Source organism: Pseudomonas sp. P1_F1_2 (assembly GCF_056405815.1).
Genome location: NZ_JBFUBK010000127.1, coordinates 1 through 16,423 on the forward strand (window position 1 = coordinate 1; position 16,423 = coordinate 16,423).

At 57.3% G+C, this 16,423-nt stretch carries 20 protein-coding genes and 2 tRNA genes; 16 read left to right on the top strand and 6 right to left on the bottom strand.

The window, feature by feature from the left end; translation table 11 throughout:
- The 5 genes from AC1D2P_RS26870 to AC1D2P_RS26890 form a co-directional block, all read left to right on the top strand.
- On the top strand, positions 1 to 593 hold a 593-nt coding region (locus AC1D2P_RS26870; protein WP_477811681.1), incomplete at its 5' end, for an AsmA family protein.
- Entirely contained in the window at positions 590 to 1,657 is a 1,068-nt protein-coding gene (mutY, locus tag AC1D2P_RS26875) for an A/G-specific adenine glycosylase (RefSeq protein ID WP_109785339.1), read from the top strand. The genes AC1D2P_RS26870 and mutY, both read left to right, overlap by 4 nt.
- On the top strand, positions 1,654 to 1,926 hold the full coding sequence (locus AC1D2P_RS26880; RefSeq protein ID WP_046031247.1) for an oxidative damage protection protein: 273 nt from the start codon (positions 1,654 to 1,656) through the stop codon (positions 1,924 to 1,926). The genes mutY and AC1D2P_RS26880 overlap by 4 nt, the downstream gene beginning before the upstream one ends.
- Before the next feature lie 103 nt (positions 1,927 to 2,029).
- Positions 2,030 to 2,105 (top strand) — tRNA-Phe (locus tag AC1D2P_RS26885).
- Positions 2,106 to 2,432: 327 nt separating this feature from the next.
- Entirely contained in the window at positions 2,433 to 2,894 is a 462-nt protein-coding gene (locus AC1D2P_RS26890) for a DUF4234 domain-containing protein (protein ID WP_046031248.1), read from the top strand.
- 79 nt (positions 2,895 to 2,973) lie between these two features.
- Here the strand turns inward: AC1D2P_RS26890 and AC1D2P_RS26895 are convergent, their stop codons facing one another.
- Positions 2,974 to 3,417, bottom strand: coding sequence for a hypothetical protein (locus AC1D2P_RS26895; RefSeq protein WP_046031249.1), 444 nt, complete (start codon positions 3,415 to 3,417; stop codon positions 2,974 to 2,976).
- A 263-nt stretch (positions 3,418 to 3,680) separates the two neighbouring features.
- Between AC1D2P_RS26895 and AC1D2P_RS26900 the strand changes: the two genes are divergently transcribed.
- From AC1D2P_RS26900 to AC1D2P_RS26915, 4 genes are all read left to right on the top strand, one after another.
- The gene (locus AC1D2P_RS26900) at positions 3,681 to 4,739 is read left to right on the top strand and encodes a PDDEXK nuclease domain-containing protein (RefSeq protein WP_477757264.1); all 1,059 of its coding nucleotides are present in this window, start codon (positions 3,681 to 3,683) and stop codon (positions 4,737 to 4,739) included.
- 68 nt (positions 4,740 to 4,807) lie between these two features.
- Complete coding sequence (locus AC1D2P_RS26905; protein WP_477757263.1) at positions 4,808 to 5,782, top strand: alpha/beta hydrolase family protein; 975 nt, start codon at positions 4,808 to 4,810, stop codon at positions 5,780 to 5,782.
- Between the two features lie 29 nt (positions 5,783 to 5,811).
- Entirely contained in the window at positions 5,812 to 6,228 is a 417-nt protein-coding gene (locus tag AC1D2P_RS26910) for a hypothetical protein (RefSeq protein WP_046031252.1), read from the top strand.
- 6 nt (positions 6,229 to 6,234) lie between these two features.
- Positions 6,235 to 6,678, top strand: coding sequence for a hypothetical protein (locus AC1D2P_RS26915; RefSeq protein WP_046031253.1), 444 nt, complete (start codon positions 6,235 to 6,237; stop codon positions 6,676 to 6,678).
- Positions 6,679 to 6,755: 77 nt separating this feature from the next.
- Here the strand turns inward: AC1D2P_RS26915 and AC1D2P_RS26920 are convergent, their stop codons facing one another.
- Both AC1D2P_RS26920 and gabP read right to left on the bottom strand, forming a co-directional pair.
- Positions 6,756 to 7,082 carry a hypothetical protein gene (locus AC1D2P_RS26920; protein WP_046031254.1) on the bottom strand — a complete coding sequence of 109 codons (327 nt, stop codon included), beginning with the start codon at positions 7,080 to 7,082 and terminating at the stop codon, positions 6,756 to 6,758.
- A 381-nt stretch (positions 7,083 to 7,463) separates the two neighbouring features.
- Positions 7,464 to 8,855, bottom strand: coding sequence for a GABA permease (gene gabP, locus AC1D2P_RS26925; RefSeq protein WP_046031255.1), 1,392 nt, complete (start codon positions 8,853 to 8,855; stop codon positions 7,464 to 7,466).
- A 562-nt stretch (positions 8,856 to 9,417) separates the two neighbouring features.
- On the opposite strand from gabP, the gene AC1D2P_RS26930 reads away from it, so the two are divergent.
- The 7 genes from AC1D2P_RS26930 (at position 9,418) to AC1D2P_RS26960 (ending at position 14,947) form a co-directional block, all read left to right on the top strand.
- Positions 9,418 to 10,191, top strand: coding sequence for an ABC transporter ATP-binding protein (locus tag AC1D2P_RS26930; protein ID WP_007897462.1), 774 nt, complete (start codon positions 9,418 to 9,420; stop codon positions 10,189 to 10,191).
- Between the two features lie 13 nt (positions 10,192 to 10,204).
- Positions 10,205 to 10,951, top strand: coding sequence for an ABC transporter substrate-binding protein (locus AC1D2P_RS26935; RefSeq protein WP_109785328.1), 747 nt, complete (start codon positions 10,205 to 10,207; stop codon positions 10,949 to 10,951).
- 78 nt (positions 10,952 to 11,029) lie between these two features.
- On the top strand, positions 11,030 to 11,725 hold the full coding sequence (locus AC1D2P_RS26940; RefSeq protein WP_109785327.1) for an ABC transporter permease: 696 nt from the start codon (positions 11,030 to 11,032) through the stop codon (positions 11,723 to 11,725).
- Positions 11,722 to 12,411 (top strand): ABC transporter permease, encoded by a 690-nt coding sequence (locus AC1D2P_RS26945; protein WP_046031258.1) that lies wholly within the window; start codon positions 11,722 to 11,724, stop codon positions 12,409 to 12,411. The genes AC1D2P_RS26940 and AC1D2P_RS26945 overlap by 4 nt, the downstream gene beginning before the upstream one ends.
- Positions 12,392 to 13,624, top strand: a complete 1,233-nt coding sequence (locus AC1D2P_RS26950) for a methyltransferase (RefSeq protein WP_109785326.1) — start codon at positions 12,392 to 12,394, stop codon at positions 13,622 to 13,624. Before AC1D2P_RS26945 ends, AC1D2P_RS26950 begins: the two co-directional genes overlap by 20 nt.
- Positions 13,625 to 13,969: 345 nt before the next feature.
- Positions 13,970 to 14,794 (top strand): FkbM family methyltransferase, encoded by an 825-nt coding sequence (locus tag AC1D2P_RS26955; RefSeq protein ID WP_109785325.1) that lies wholly within the window; start codon positions 13,970 to 13,972, stop codon positions 14,792 to 14,794.
- A 77-nt stretch (positions 14,795 to 14,871) separates the two neighbouring features.
- Positions 14,872 to 14,947: transfer RNA gene (locus AC1D2P_RS26960), tRNA-Thr, on the top strand.
- A 208-nt stretch (positions 14,948 to 15,155) separates the two neighbouring features.
- Here AC1D2P_RS26960 and AC1D2P_RS26965 read toward each other — a convergent pair.
- From AC1D2P_RS26965 to AC1D2P_RS26975, 3 genes are all read right to left on the bottom strand, one after another.
- Positions 15,156 to 15,278: a hypothetical protein gene (locus AC1D2P_RS26965; RefSeq protein ID WP_477757262.1), complete on the bottom strand. Its 123-nt coding sequence runs from the start codon at positions 15,276 to 15,278 to the stop codon at positions 15,156 to 15,158.
- Positions 15,279 to 15,647: 369 nt separating this feature from the next.
- Positions 15,648 to 16,196 carry an ImmA/IrrE family metallo-endopeptidase gene (locus AC1D2P_RS26970; protein ID WP_477757261.1) on the bottom strand — a complete coding sequence of 183 codons (549 nt, stop codon included), beginning with the start codon at positions 16,194 to 16,196 and terminating at the stop codon, positions 15,648 to 15,650.
- A 3-nt stretch (positions 16,197 to 16,199) separates the two neighbouring features.
- Positions 16,200 to 16,423 (bottom strand): hypothetical protein (locus AC1D2P_RS26975; protein WP_477811682.1); only part of this gene is annotated, 224 nt, incomplete at its 5' end.

Here is a 16,423-nt window from a genome sequence, read left to right on the forward strand (position 1 = left end):
CGCTCAACAGTGCGCTGACCGGTAGCGGCAACAGCCAGAAGGCGCTGATCGACAGCCTCAACGGCAACGCCAGCTTCGTCATCAACAACGGCGTGCTGCTCAATGCCAATCTCGAACAACAGCTGTGCAAGGGCATCGCCACCCTGAACCGCAAAACCCTCAGCGGCGAGCCACGGGGCAAGGACACGCCCTTCCAGGAGCTCAAGGGCAACCTGACGTTCCGTAACGGCGTCGCCAGCAATCCGGACCTGAAAGTGCGTATCCCGGGCATGACCGTGAATGGCGACGGCGACGTTGATCTGCGCGTGCTGGGCATGGATTACCGCGTGGGCATCATCGTCGAAGGCGATACAAGCGCCATGCCGGACCCGGCTTGCCAGGTCGGCGACAAATTTGTCGGTGTCGAGTGGCCGCTGCGCTGCCGTGGGCCGCTGGAACTCGGTGCCAAGGCTTGCCGTCTCGATAACGAACGCATGGGCCAGGTCGCGAGCAAAATGGCCGGCGACAAGATCAGCGAAAAAATCGACGAGAAGCTGGGCGACAAGGTCAGCCCTGAATTGAAAAACGCATTGAAGGGGCTGTTCAAGCGATGAGATCCGAGCAGTTTTCATCGGCGGTGCTGGATTGGTACGACCGCCACGGCCGCCACGATTTGCCTTGGCAGCAGGGCATTACGCCGTATCGCGTGTGGGTCTCGGAAATCATGTTGCAGCAAACCCAGGTCAGCACCGTGTTGAATTACTTCGACCGCTTCATGGCTTCGTTGCCGACGGTCGAAGCCCTGGCCGCCGCGCCGGAAGACGAAGTGCTGCACCTGTGGACTGGCCTGGGTTACTACACCCGCGCCCGCAATCTGCAGAAGACCGCAAAAATTGTCGTGGCTGAATATGGCGGCGAGTTTCCTCGTGATGTCGAAAAGCTGGTTGACCTGCCAGGCATTGGCCTGTCGACGGCGGGTGCCATCGCCAGCCTGAGCATGGGCCTGCGGGCGCCGATCCTCGATGGCAACGTCAAACGCGTCCTGGCGCGCTTTACCGCGCAAGAGGGTTACCCGGGGGAGCCGAAGGTCGCCAAACAGCTCTGGGCCAACGCTGAGCGCTTTACGCCGCATGATCGTGTCAACGCCTACACCCAGGCCATGATGGACCTGGGTGCCACGCTGTGTACGCGCAGCAAGCCAAGTTGCCTGCTGTGCCCGCTGGAAAAGGGCTGCGAGGCGCACATGCTTGGGCTGGAAACCCGCTACCCCATTCCAAAACCGCGTAAAAGCGTGCCACAGAAGCGCACGCTGATGCCGATGCTCGCCAACGGTGACGGCGCGATTCTGCTCTACCGTCGCCCTTCCACGGGCTTGTGGGGCGGTCTCTGGAGTTTGCCGGAGCTCGACGACCTCGACGACCTGCAACATCTGGCTTCGCAACACTCACTGGAGCTGGGCAGCCCAAAGGCGCTGCCGAGCCTGGTACACACCTTCAGTCACTTCCAATTGTCCATCGAACCCTGGCTGGTCCGGGTCCAGGAAGCCGGCCATCACGTGGCCGAGGCCGACTGGCTCTGGTATAACCTCGCCACCCCGCCGCGCCTGGGCCTTGCCGCCCCGGTCAAAACCTTGCTCGAACGCGCGGCCGCCGTATTGAACGCAGGAGAATCGTCATGACCCGCACCATCATGTGCCGCAAGTACAAAGAAGAATTGCCTGGCCTGGAGCGCGCTCCGTTCCCGGGCACCAAGGGCCAGGACATTTTTGATCACGTCTCTGCCAAGGCCTGGGCCGACTGGCAAAAGCATCAGACGCTGCTGATCAACGAAAAACGCCTGAACATGATGAACGCCGAAGATCGCAAATATCTTCAGGGCGAGATGGACAAGTACTTCTCCGGCGAGGAATACGCCAAGGCCGAAGGCTACGTGCCGCCGGCAGAATAACCCCGCCAAATCGGGGGTCGGATCGTAAGCGACGGTAATAATTAAATTTTTTTTGAAAACTTTCTTGACGACCCCCTGAAAAACCAGTTTAATGCGCCCCGTTGCCCAGATAGCTCAGTCGGTAGAGCAGGGGATTGAAAATCCCCGTGTCGGCGGTTCGATTCCGTCTCTGGGCACCAAATACCGAAAACCCTGAATCGCAAGATTCAGGGTTTTTTTATGCCTGCGATTTGATAACGGCAGAAAACCACAGCACAGACGCCTGAAACATTTCCTTTTTTTGATCCAGTCCAGTGATAGCTCCGTGCTATCATTTTTCGCGTACATGGAAGATGGTCAGCATCGATCCCGACGCCCCCCGCATTCGGATCAATCGCCACAGGCTAGAGACAGCGCAAGGAGTGCGTGCTTTTCACCCCCTCCCCGCAGAACACCTTCTCCCCTGCAGGACGATTTGCCCCCCCTTTCAAGCACGCCCTCCCCTCGATCCTGAACATGGAACCGTTATGTCTGACATCAATGAACTCAAAGACAAGATCAACACCAAAACCTTGAATATGGTTTTGCTGTCGGTCGCAACCTTCGGGCTGTACCTGTTGCTGTGGCTGGTCAGAACCAATCAGAAAATCAGCGAAACCACCAAGATCAAACTGGTCGATAACACCTACATTATCTGGCTGGCCGTCTGCCTTGGCTGGAGCCACGCGTTGTCCAATTCAGGCGAGGTACTGTTCGAAGCGTTGTCGGGCATTCTGATTATTGCGACAAACGCCCTGTATATCGTCTGGGCGTTCAAAGCCAAGAATGCCTTGTCGGAATACGCCCTCAGCGAGCACAAAATCGATCTGCGTATGAACGCGTTCTACACCTTCTTCCTGAACGTTTTCTACATCAACTACTGCATCAATGACCTGCCAGAAGAGCAACGCAAGCAACAGATCCTGCGCGGTCAAACGACGCAGGCCTGATGCGACCGACAGGCGAGCAGTCTCAAGACGACTGCCGCCTGTTTGCTCAAGGTATAACGCCGGTCGTTAAAGAAACCGATCAGCTGTTCCAGTGAAAAACCAGGTTGCGCGCTGCGCCGCTACCAATGTCTGTCGTATCCCGCCGCGTTTCTCCATTGCGAGTCGCAACAACGGTGTATTTGCCAGGAGGCAGCTGGACATAAACCAGCGGGCCAGCCTGACTCAACGTCAACACTGTTTGCCCCGCTGCTTTCTGAATCACCACCTCTACATCGGGTATGTATTCATTCCCGGACCCGACAGAAAACGTCATGTGCAGGTTGTAACCCGACGTCTGCTGGATGGCCTTTGATTCATCCTCACCGATACCACCGTTCAGGTAAGTGATGCCGTTCTGCGCTTCACGCTGGACCTGTACGCCTGCGTTATCAACAGGATCAAGACTGGCCGCCGGCGCGATCCCTGGAAAAACCAGCACACCGACAGCGATGAGGGGCAACATGAATGAATGGAAGTTTTTCATGATGACGACTCCCGGGCTCTGTAGAACCCTATCGTTACCCCTTTTTAGACGCCTCGCCGAAGGCCAGGGTTTTAGATTGATTGGTACTTTGGCTCACGGCGAAATGGACTACAGGTTGTATTCCACAAACGTGCTCTGACGTCGGCTTGCTCCTGCAAAACGGATCCGGCATTTCCTTGCGAATCACCAGCGCCATCCTGCATCGCCGAATGACGCTCCCTTGTCATCCTCTTTCGCCTGTTCCTTCAGCCGCGGAAGACTCCATGAGCCTCGTCAAATCCGATCACCTGCATGATCCACAACTCGCCTCACTGGTGGGCAATCTTGGGGAGCTGATCCGTCAGGCACGTCAAAAGGTGCTGCGCGCGGTCGATACCGCTCAAGTACAAACCTGCTGGCAGATCGGGCGGCATATTGTGGAGTTTGAGCAGGAGGGGGCCAGAAGGGCAGGTTATGGCAAGCAGTTGCTGTCAACGCTGGCGAAGGTTCTGACAGCCGAGTTTGGGAAAGGCTTTGATGCCTCCAACCTTCGTTATATGCGCCTGTTCTATCAAGCATTCCCAATGTGTGACGCACTGCGTCACGAATTGAGCTGGACCCATTACCGCCGCCTGTTACGAGTCGACAATGACCACGCTCGCCACTGGTACATGAACGAATCAGCCATTCAAAACTGGTCCAGCCGTGCGCTGGAGCGCCAGATCAACACGCTTTACTACGAGCGCCTGCTGGCGAGTCGGGACCGCGATGCCGTCAAGGATGAAGCAGATACCAATATCCAGAAAATGCGCGCCAGCCCCAGGGATTTCATTCGTGACCCCGTCGTACTGGAGTTTCTTGGCCTGCCCAACGCAGGTCAGGTGCTGGAAACCGAACTCGAACAAGCACTGATCAACCAACTTCAGGGCTTTTTGCTCGAACTGGGCAAAGGATTTGCCTTTATCGCCCGACAGCAACGCATCAGTACCGACAGCAAAGACTTTTACATCGATCTGGTGTTCTACAACTATCTGCTCAAGTGCTTCGTCATCTTCGACCTAAAGCGCGGCGAATTGACCTGCCAGGACGTCGGCCAAATGGACATGTATGTGCGCATGTACGACGAGCTCAGACGAGGACCGGAGGACGGCCCCACTGTCGGTATCATTCTCTGCGCCCAAAAAGATGAATCAGTGGTGCGTTTTTCAATCCTGGAGGGTAATGAGCAACTGTTCGCCAGCAAATACAAACTGGTGCTGCCGAGCGAAGAGGAGCTTCGTGCGGAGCTGGATCGGGAGCAGGCAGCGCTAGAAGAACGACTGCTTTATCAGAAATCACGATAGTGCCGGTGGATTGCTCCCAAGCAACGTGAAGACTATCGTTAGCGACTCCGCGCAAAGGCCCGAAACCTATGAATGTGCAGGACATACCGCCATTGGCGCCGGCTGAGATTGAGCTGTCGCAGCCCACCCTGGCTTGCGGCGAATCGTTCAAGGAGCCCGCCGCAGATGGCTTCATGCTCGGCGGCTTCACGTGGCGGCACGCCCCGCAGGATGCAACCCGCCCGGTCGTTATCATCAACGCCGCCACCTCGGTACGCTGCCGCCACTACTCGCGTTTCGCCGATTACCTGTTCGCCAACGGTTTCGACGTGATCACCTTCGACTACCGAGGCATCGGTGAGTCCCGCCCCACCTCAATGAGAGATCTCGACGCTTCATGGTCCGATTGGGGCGCACTGGACTTTGAGGCGATGCTCAGGCGCGCTCAGCGAGAATTCCCCGGCCAGCCCTGCGATGTCGTCGGTCATAGCTTTGGAGGCTGTGCAGCGGGCCTGGGAGCCTCTGGGCGTGTCATTCGGCGCTTGGTGACGGTAGGCGCTCAATTTGCTTACTGGCGCGATTACGCGCCGGCCCACCGCTGGCGAATGTTTGGCAAATGGCATGTAGTGATGCCGCTGGTGACGATGCTTTATGGCTACTTTCCCGGAAAACGCCTTGGCTGGCTGGAAGACACGCCTGCCGGCGTCGTGCATGACTGGAGCACGCCCACCGCCCGCTACGAAAAACGCCCCAGCGGTCGCGTCATCCACGCCAGGGACGGTGGGCTCCCGTTCGCTAACGTCAGCGCAAAAACCCTGGCCATCAGTATCAGCGACGATCCTTACGGCACCGTTGCGGCCATTGAACGCCTGCTCGGTTACTTCACCGGCAGTACAAACACCCACCTGAGAATCGCCCCCGAAGACATCGGCGAAAAAGAAGTCGGACATTTCGCCTTTTTTCGCAGCGCATACCAAGCCACACTATGGCCCATTGCATTGTCCTGGTTGCAGACCGGCGAACTGGCCCCCGATACCCCCGGGCGGCAAGTCCCGCGCAACTGAGCCCCTCAACGAATTACGGAACGACACCCATGGCCTCCGCCAACAAGCAGCACAAACGCGCCACTCGCGCTAAAGCCAAGGCCAAGCAAAACCGCACGCAGCGGGCAGCCGCACCGGTCGAGCTGGACCCGAACGATGATCGCATCGACTTCGAATCGGTGGACCTGACCGAACTGTTCAAGAAAATGATCGACGCCGAAAAAATCAGCCAGCAAGCGATGTGCGTAGCCTTCCTGGAAGACCCGCTGCTGGAGCTGGTGTACGAGCAAGAAGGCGAAGAAGGCGCGATGGACTTCATCCTCGCCGCGCTGATCGAGTACCGCCAATGGTCGACCGAAGTCGACGAGGCTGGCGCCCTGGCGTGGATCGAATCACCGGCCTTCCAGGCCGACTATGTCGCAGCGTCCGATATCATCGCCGCCCAAACCCAACAGAAAACCAACTGAGTTCCCATGGCATCCCTGAACAAGCAACAAAAACGCGCCAAGCGCGCAAAGGCCAAAGCCAAGCAGATCAACATCCACGGCCGCAAACCCGCCGCGCTGGACGATGACCTTGGCCATCTCGATGAGCCGATCCCGGAATACACCCTGGCGATGTTCAGCAAAATGCGCGATGCGGAAGCCGTCAGCCGCAGTGAAATGCTCTCGGTGTTGCTGACGAACCTCGCCTTTATCATCATCGACCACCCAGAACTGCTGGACATGGAAAACGCCGACGACGAAGGCATGGCTGCCACCCACCTGGCCGCCGACATGCTGATCGACTACCGCATGTGGGCCGACGGCATGGACCGCGACGCCGCCCAGGCGTGGCTGAGCGAGCCACAGTTCATCGCCGATTTCGGCGCTGCATTGGATGTCTACCGTGAGTCGCTGGAAGAAAAAGCCGAGTAAGGATTACGACTCAAACAAAAACGGCCGCTCGTCATCACTGACAGCGGCCGTTTTTTTAACTGCAGAAGCTACAAGCCTCAGGCAGCCACAGGATTCAGACGCGGGATTTCCATGCCGATCTTGGCACTGGCGTAGCTAAGATCACCGCTGGCAATGGATTGAGCCTTGAAGCCGGCACCGATCAGATCCTTAACGTACAGCTTGTTGTAGATGAACATGAACACGAGGTTGCTGAGGCTAAAAGTGAAGCAGGCCACGACAAACATGATCGCTGCCCACTTGAAATCACCACGGAATAAAGCCGGGAAAAAGCCAAAGAAAAACACAGTCCACGAGAAGCCGATTGGCGCTTCTTTCATGGCACCGGTATTCGGGTTTTTGAACACAACCGATGTAAACGCCATGCCTGTCTCCTTGATGCCCCAATGGGTTGGCTGAGTGGCCGGGCTAGCTCCATGCAGCGCTGACTCTGATCTGCCGCTTGAACGGCAGGCACACGCAAATGCATCTGTGAACACACCGCAGATGAAGGAGCAGGCAAGAAAGGGTCGGGGGGCTTTTAGCCGCAAAGGCTGAGGGCGTCGAACAATCCGTGTCCTGAAACTCCATCGTATCCCGTAACAGCGAGATACACATTCGGTGCAAAGGCTACTATCTCGCCATCATCGTGTCTATCCGCTTACCACCCAATAAAGCACCTGAATGAAAGGCAAAAAAACGACCGCGATCATTTCTGATGGCGGTCGTTTCGGTGCCTCAACAACAATTGGCTTGAGTCAGATATCTCAGCGCGCCAAGGCTGCGCTCAGCTTCTCATTGTGACGACGACGAGCTACCAGCACGCCTGCCGCGACTACCAACAGCGCCAGCAGGCCGGTCGCGAGAATCTCTACGCGATGCGCTTCCTGGAACAACATGATGGTCAGGGCCGCCACGATGAAAATGATCACCGCGTAGGTCAAGCCCGGGAACAGCCACATGCTGAAGGCAATTTTTTCACCGCGTGCCATACGCTGTTTGCGCATACGCAGCTGGGAAATGGCGATCACCAGGTACACCAGCAACGCGATGGCGCCGGAGCTGGCCAGCAGGAACTCGAACACCGCAGCCGGGGCGACGTAGTTGGCGAACACGGCGAGGAACGCAGCACCGGTCGACAACATCACAGCCCAATACGGCGTGCCGCTCTTATTGGTGCGCTGGGAAACGGCCGGTGCGTCACCGCGCTTGCCCAGGGAGAACATCATGCGCGAGGCGGTGTAAAGCGCCGAGTTGAGGCAGCTGGTCACAGCAACCAGTACCACGATGTCGACGATCAGCTTGGCATTCGGGATGCCCATGCGCTCAAGCACAGTCTGGTAAGAACCGACGCTGGCCAGAATCGGGTCGTTCCATGGCACCAGGGCCACGACGATGAAGATCGACACGAGGTAGAACAAGCCGATCCGCCAGATAACCGAGTTGGTCGCCTTGGAGATTTGCTGGCCAGGGTTTTTCGATTCCGCGGCCGCGATGGTCACGATCTCGGTGCCCATGAAGGAAAACATGGTGGTCAGGATCGCGCCCAATACCGCGCCCATGCCGTTTGGCAGGAAGCCCTGGGTGTCGAACAGGTGCGAAACGCCGCTGACCTGGCTGCTTGGCAGGAAGCCGAAGATCGCCAGAACGCCAAGGACGATGAAACCGATGATCGCTACAACCTTGATCAAGGCGAACCAGAATTCGAACTCACCGTAGTTTTTGACGCTGAACAGGTTGGTCACCGTCAACAGCAGGGTGATGATCAGCGTGAACGCCCAGATCGCCACGTTCGGGAACCAGGCGTGCAGGATGGTGGCGGCGGCGTTGGCTTCCAACGGGATGACCAGCACCCAGAACCACCAGTACAGCCAGCCGATGGTGAAACCGGCCCAGTGACCGATCGCGCGATCGGCGTACGTCGAGAAGGAGCCGGTGTCTGGCGAAGCAACGGCCATTTCACCGAGCATGCGCATCACCAACACCACCAGCATACCGGCGGCAGCGTAAGCCAACAGCACGGCCGGGCCGGCGGCGGCGATGGCGTGACCCGAGCCTACGAACAAGCCGGCGCCGATAACCCCGGCAATCGACAGCATGGTCACATGACGCGGTTTAAGCCCCTGTTCGAGGCCATTGGAGTTTGGGGTACTGCTCATTGAAACTACCTTTGTAAGGAAAAGCGAATGCATGCATCCCGCCTGGTTTTCTTTCTCGTAAAAAGAAACCAACGGGGCGTTCTGGATTCTGTACGCAATAATTGCGCCAAAATGTTTCAAAACCGTCTATCACGGCGATCTCGACCTGACCGGACAGTCATCGCAAGTCATTGAAAGTAATAGCACTTTGCCAGAACGTTACCCTGCGACTCACTTTTCCAACGAGCGCGCGCACCAGAAACACATCCGGTAAACGCTCGACGCACAATAAAAGTGCGGATCAGGAACGTTTGGCCGCATAGCGCTTCCAACACCCCGCCAAAGCTGGCAACATCGCGCCCTTTTTTACGCAACCCGCGGCTGCTTTGTATTTAAAAGCAGGATCAAACGGCTGTTCGGTTGATAGCAGCGCGACAGTCTGCTGTACCGATGCGACAACCTGCCACATCACTTCCGTTTACCGCCCGTAGCGCTGTTGGCTGCCATTCAAACGCTATGCTAGCGTGGCCGCCTCGCCAGGAAGGCCGCCAACAGCAGGAGCGAAACACTATGAGGAACGCACATGGCTGAGGCCACGCCCGCGCTTGAAATCCGCAATTTGCACAAACGCTACGGACAGCTTGAGGTGCTCAAAGGCATCTCGTTGACCGCCCGCGACGGCGACGTGATCTCGATCCTGGGTTCTTCCGGTTCCGGCAAGTCCACGTTCCTGCGTTGCATCAACCTCTTGGAAAACCCGCACCAGGGCCAGATTCTCGTAGCCGGCGAAGAACTCAAACTCAAAGCGGCGAAGAACGGCGAACTGGTCGCTGCCGACGGCAAGCAGATCAACCGCCTGCGCAGCGAGATTGGTTTTGTGTTTCAAAACTTTAATCTCTGGCCGCACATGAGCGTGCTCGACAACATCATCGAAGCTCCGCGCCGCGTGCTCGGCCAGAGCAAGGCCGAAGCCATCGAAGTGGCCGAAGCCCTGCTGGCCAAGGTCGGCATCGCCGACAAGCGCCATGCCTACCCGGCGCAACTGTCCGGCGGCCAGCAGCAGCGCGCCGCCATCGCCCGAACCCTGGCGATGCAGCCCAAGGTGATCCTGTTCGACGAGCCCACCTCAGCCCTTGACCCGGAAATGGTCCAGGAAGTACTTAATGTCATCCGTGCACTGGCCGAAGAAGGCCGCACCATGCTGCTCGTGACCCACGAAATGGGCTTCGCCCGTCAGGTCTCCAGCGAAGTGGTGTTCCTCCACCAGGGCCTGGTAGAAGAGCAAGGATCGCCACAGCAGGTGTTTGAAAACCCGCTTTCGGCGCGCTGCAAACAATTCATGTCCAGCAACCGCTAACGGAGCTCCCCACATGCAGAACTACAAAAAGGTCTTCCTGGCTGCCGCCGTCACCCTGGCTTTCAGCGCCGGTGCCATGGCCGAAACCCTGAAGATGGGCATCGAAGCGGCCTACCCGCCGTTCAACAACAAAGATGCCAGCGGCAACGTGGTCGGCTTCGACAAGGAAATCGGCGACGCCCTGTGCGCCAAGATGAAAGTCGAGTGCACCGTGGTCACCTCCGACTGGGACGGCATCATCCCGGCCCTGAACGCGAAGAAGTTCGACTTCCTGATCTCCTCGATGTCGATCACCGACGAGCGCAAGCAAGCGGTCGACTTCACCGAGCCTTACTACTCGAACAAGCTGCAGTTCATCGCTCCGAAAAGTGTCGATTTCAAAACCGACAAGGCTTCCCTGCAAGGCAAAGTGATCGGCGCACAACGTGCGACCCTCGCCGGTACCTGGCTGGAAGACAACATGGAAGGCGTCGAAGTCAAACTCTACGACACTCAGGAAAACGCTTACCTGGACCTGACCTCTGGTCGTCTGGACGGCATCCTCGCCGACAAATACGTCAACTACGAGTGGCTGAAAAGCGACGCCGGCAGGTCTTACGAATTCAAAGGCGATCCGGTAGAAGAAAGCGACAAAATCGGTATCGCTGTCCGTAAAAACGACCCGATCCGCGAGAAGCTGAACGTCGCACTGAAAGAGATCGTCGCTGACGGCACCTACAAGAAAATCAACGACAAGTACTTCCCGTTCAGCATCTATTGATTCTGACCTGCCTGACCGGCGCCGCTTTATAGCGGTGCCGGTTCTCGGCATTGCCTGCCGCGATTTGAAAAGAAATCCATGACTATCGATCTCTACGGATTCGGMCCGGCGCTCGCCGCCGGCGCGCTGATGACTGTGAAACTGGCACTCTCGGCCCTGTGCCTGGGACTGGTGTTCGGTCTGCTCGGCGCCTTGGCCAAGACTTCGCCATACAAGCCTCTGCAATGGCTTGGCGGCACTTATTCGACACTGGTTCGCGGTATTCCGGAATTACTCTGGGTGCTGTTGATCTATTTCGGCACGGTCAACCTGATGCGTGCCATGGGCGAGTTTTTCGGTAACCCCGACCTCGAACTCAATGCCTTCGCAGCCGGTGTGATTGCCCTGGGGCTGTGCTTTGGCGCCTACGCCACCGAAGTGTTTCGGGGCGCGATTCTGGCGATTCCCAAAGGTCACCGTGAAGCCGGCGTGGCATTGGGTCTGTCGAAGTTTCGCATCTTCACCAAACTGATCATGCCGCAAATGTGGCGCATCGCCCTGCCGGGCCTTGGCAACCTGTTCATGATCCTGATGAAAGACACCGCGCTGGTATCGGTCATCGGCCTGGAAGAAATCATGCGCCACGCGCAAATCGGCGTGACCGTGTCCAAGCAACCGTTCACCTTCTATATGGTGGCCGCGTTCATGTACCTGGGCTTGACCGTGCTCGCCATGAGCGGCATGCACTTAATGGAACGACGTGCCGCTCGCGGCTTCGCGAGGAGCACCCAATGAACTGGGAAGTCATCATCAAGTGGCTGCCGAAACTGGCCCAAGGCGCAACGCTGACCCTGGAACTGGTGGCCATCGCCGTGATCGCCGGTTTGCTGCTGGCGATTCCGCTGGGCATCGCGCGTTCGTCACGACTCTGGTACGTACGGGCATTTCCCTACGGCTATATCTTCTTTTTCCGCGGCACGCCGTTGCTGGTTCAGCTGTTCCTGGTTTATTACGGCCTGGCGCAGTTCGATGTCATCCGTAATAGCTCCATGTGGCCGTACTTGCGCGATCCGTTCTGGTGCGCCACCGCGACCATGACCCTGCACACCGCTGCCTACATCGCCGAGATCCTGCGCGGCGCGATCCAGGCGATTCCGCCGGGTGAAATCGAAGCGGCGCGCGCGTTGGGTATGTCTCGCGCCAAAGCGCTGTTCTATATCATCCTGCCGCGAGCCGCGCGCATCGGCCTCCCGGCCTACAGCAACGAAGTGATCCTTATGCTCAAGGCCAGCGCCCTGGCCAGTACCGTGACCCTGCTGGAACTGACCGGCATGGCCCGCACCATCATTGCCCGAACCTACCTGCCGGTGGAGATCTTCTTCGCCGCGGGCATGTTCTATCTGTTGATGGCTTACGTGCTGGTTCGCGGCTTCAAGCTGCTGGAGCGCTGGTTGCGCGTCGATGCCTGCCAAGGGCGTTGATTCCTCCTGCGTGCTGACGGGCGAGGCCCTGCTCGCCCGCTTCACGGCGCTGGATGCTTTTCTGATCGAGCATCAAGCGCTGTGGAAGCCACGGCCGTTTACTCATCTGCACCTGCCTTGGGAAACGTCCTACCCGAAGTTGGCACTTTGGCTATGGGGGCGGTCGCTGGACGACGCAGAACTTGCTCATAACCAACCTTGTTTGCTGGATGCGCCGGAGCCGTTTGCTTCGTTGGCGGCGTTATCGCTTGAGCTGAGTACGGTCGGTGAATTGCCGGCGCATTCGCTGCAAGCGGCCGGGCATCGCCTGAACGTCGATGTGCCGGGGCGTAAGTGGCAACAGATCGAGGCRTTTGCCAGTCGCCTGTCGTTTGCTGCGCCACCGAGGCATTGGCTGGACTGGTGCTCGGGCAAGGGCCACCTGGGCCGGCGTTTGCTGCAAACCGGGCAACAACTGACCTGTCTGGAATACGACCCGGCACTGGTGGCCAGCGGACAGGCACTCAGCCAGCGTCATCACTTGCACGCACTGCACGTCGAACAGGATGTACTGGCCTCGGATGCTGCATCACTACTGCACAACGGACACACACCCGTCGCGCTGCATGCATGCGGTGACTTGCATGTGCGACTGATCCAGCTCGCCAGTGCGGCAGGTTGCAAGCAACTCGCCATCGCGCCGTGCTGTTATAACCGGATCAGTCTTGCGGCCTATCAGCCGCTTTCCTCTGTGGCTTTACGCTCCGACCTACAGCTGTCCCTCGACGATCTCGCCCTCCCGATGAGCGAAACCGTCACTGCCGGCGCGCGCGTGCGCCGTCAGCGTGACACCTCCATGGCCCGGCGTCTGGGTTTCGACCTGCTGCAACGGCAACTGCGCGGCGTTGATGAATACCTGCCGACTCCGTCCCTGCCCAGCGCCTGGCTGGACAAACCCTTCGCCGAGTACTGCCATCATCTGGCCGCGCTGAAAGAGTTATCCACAGTTGGCGCGCAAGATTGGTCCGCACTCGAAGCCGCTGGCTGGCAGCGCTTGGCGCATGTACGCAATCTGGAGCTGCTGCGCGGACTTTTCCGACGCCCGTTGGAGCTATGGCTGGTTCTCGACCGGGCACTTTTCCTCAGGGAGCAGGGCTATACCGTTCGTCTGGGCACCTTCTGCGAAACTCCGCTCACGCCGCGTAATTTCCTGCTTCTGGCAGAACGCCCTTAAAGCAATTCAGACCTGTGGATAACTCTGTTGATGAAATAATCGTGGATCCAATAAACACGGTTGTTTCAGAGCTGAAACTAGTCTGTTCACTTTTCGTACACCTGCGAAAAAAACCAGAAAAACAGGCATTTGCGAACAAATGAGAACGGGTCCGCAAAAACAGTAATGAAGGGGGCAAGGCGTGCGGCCCGATGTGCATAAGCATTCAATGCAAAGGACATAAGCGCCGAAGTCAGGACGCCAGACCGGGGAAATTGCACCGCTTCGTGACTCTTGTTATACACAGACGCAAGGACGCCGACAGCGCGACCACCCACAAGAAAATTCGACCGACAGGATGCGACAGTGACGTTCATTTCTTACGCACAGAATTTCGAAGACATCCGCCTGTGGCGCGCCCTCAAGACTGTCGAGAACGGCTTCTATATCGATGTCGGGGCCAACGACCCCACCCATGACTCGGTCACCAAAGCGTTCTACGACCATGGCTGGACCGGCATCAACGTCGAACCGATGCCCAACTACTACGAAGCCCTGTGCCAGCAACGTCCCAAAGACACCAACCTGCAATGCGTGGCCGGCGAAAGCGCTGAGAGCCTGACCTTCTACGGCATCGCCGGCACCGGCCTCTCGACCGTCGACCCGGCCATGGCGCAAATGCACAAAGACGCCGGCATGGACGTGCGCAGCCAGACCGTCAAATCCCGCACCCTGACCTCCATCTGCGAAGAGCACGCGCAGGGCCGGCCGATCCACTTCCTGAAAATCGACGTCGAAGGCCACGAAGAAACTGTCCTGCGCGGCATGGACTTCACCCGGTGGCGGCCGTGGGTCATCCTCATCGAAACCCCGTGGGAACGCGACCAGACCTGGGAAACCCTCGTCACCGGCGCCGGCTACCAGTCCATCCTGTTCGACGGCATCAATACCTATTACCTCGCCGAAGAACACCTGCACCTCAAACCCGCCTTCGACATCCCGCCCTGCAACCTGGACAATTTCCAGTTCTGCAAAGGCCACAACTTCAGCCACCCCGTCAGCGACGCCGAACACCAACTCACCGCCGCCCTGCAACGCGCCGAACAGGCCGAAGCACAGCTGCGCGCAATGCAAAACAGCCGGACCTGGCAAGCCATCCAGAAACTCAAGAAAACCCTGCTGCGCGCCTGACCTGACGCCTGCGCAAAAATAGTCTGAATTCAGGGGTTTACAGAACCAATCCAATCGCTATAATCGTCGCCCAACACGCCGGTATAGCTCAGTTGGTAGAGCAACTGACTTGTAATCAGTAGGTCCCGGGTTCGACTCCTGGTGCCGGCACCATATAGAACAACGACTTAGGCTCACCTTACGGTGGGCCTTTTTCGTTTCTATGCCTTTACTTCCTGAGTTTTCCCCGTTCATTCCCCGTTTTGTGATCGCCCCTCCCCATGGCAAATACATAGGGCTTTGAAATAGCTCAAAAATCTCTGCAGAAATGCGTGCGCAAAAAAGGCCCGGCGTCTGCCAGGCCAATAACTGCGTAGGGAATTTACTTTTTCTTCGGTTGAGGTTTCGGAATGGTCTCTACTGTCGTAGTTTTTGGTCGGCGTTTTGCTTCCTCGATAGGAATGAACTGCCCACTTCCCGAATCTCGGCCACGTTTGTTGCTCATAGAAATTTCTCCTTGAAACGATCAATGCCCTAGGGCACATAAACAAAGCTCTAGAACCTACCCAAAGTTAGTCTTTGGGCGGTTTGTCTCAGGCTACGTACGGACCAAGAAGCACCAGGCTTCATGGCCATACTCATAGGCGTCGAGCATGCGATCCGAGTTCTTCACTCTGCGATAGCGGCAACACACCCACCGAAAGCCTTTAGGGGCCGGTTTTTTTGGCATTGACCATCTTCACCTCCTCAAGGGAGAGGATTTTTTCTTGCTTTCTGCTCTGAAATGACTAACCTTCCCTTCGCAGATTGACGTCCGCCAGTGCGAGTTCCCCCTTATGTACTCGCAATGTTGATCTGGAGTTCCCGCTCCAGATCAACTTAAAACTCGCATTAGGCCCTTCTTGGCCAAAATGCTGTTATGCACGCTTGCTGCATCCCTAGTGACTTGAAATCTCTCTACTACCTCTGCAAGCGACTTGCATTGCACCATCCTATCCGTTGGCATTAGCAGGCCTCCTGCGAATCTATTCGCTTGCCATTCACTATCTCTGAATGGTTTCAGCTGGCCGTTTTCAGCCCTATGGAATTGAATCGGAATATCTCGGTGCATCAGGTAGTGGCCGAGTTCGTGCGCTGCTGTAAAACGATCTCGTCCTTTGCCATCAACCATCCCATCGTAGACATCCTCACGAAGTCGGATAATGTTTTCCGCTGGAATAGTAAGTCCATGGTTATTGCCCATTTGATGAAAGTCCCCCACTTCCAGGCCGAAGCCTGGAAAAGCCAAGGGCATGACGAACTCGAGAACTTGAGCAATGGGAAAGGCGTCATACTGAATATTCAGTTGCTGCCTTACTCCCATAGCCACCCCAAAAACGTTGTCCTGACTTCGGGGTGGCACTTCACATGAAGGGCCGCTCATCCATCATTTCTCCTGCTTCTTGATCTTTTGTAAAAGCGCGAGCAGCTTGTCCAGCTCAGGAGGCTGCATCTCACCAAATTGCCTTGCAAAGGCTAAGGCGGTCTCTTGATGTCTTTGGGACAATCCCTTGACCTCGATAGCAACCTGCCCCCTGCTAACTTGAACTGCATCCTCAAGCTCAGCGAAATCTGACGAGTTAGGATCAATGCCTAGATAAGAGGCTGCCT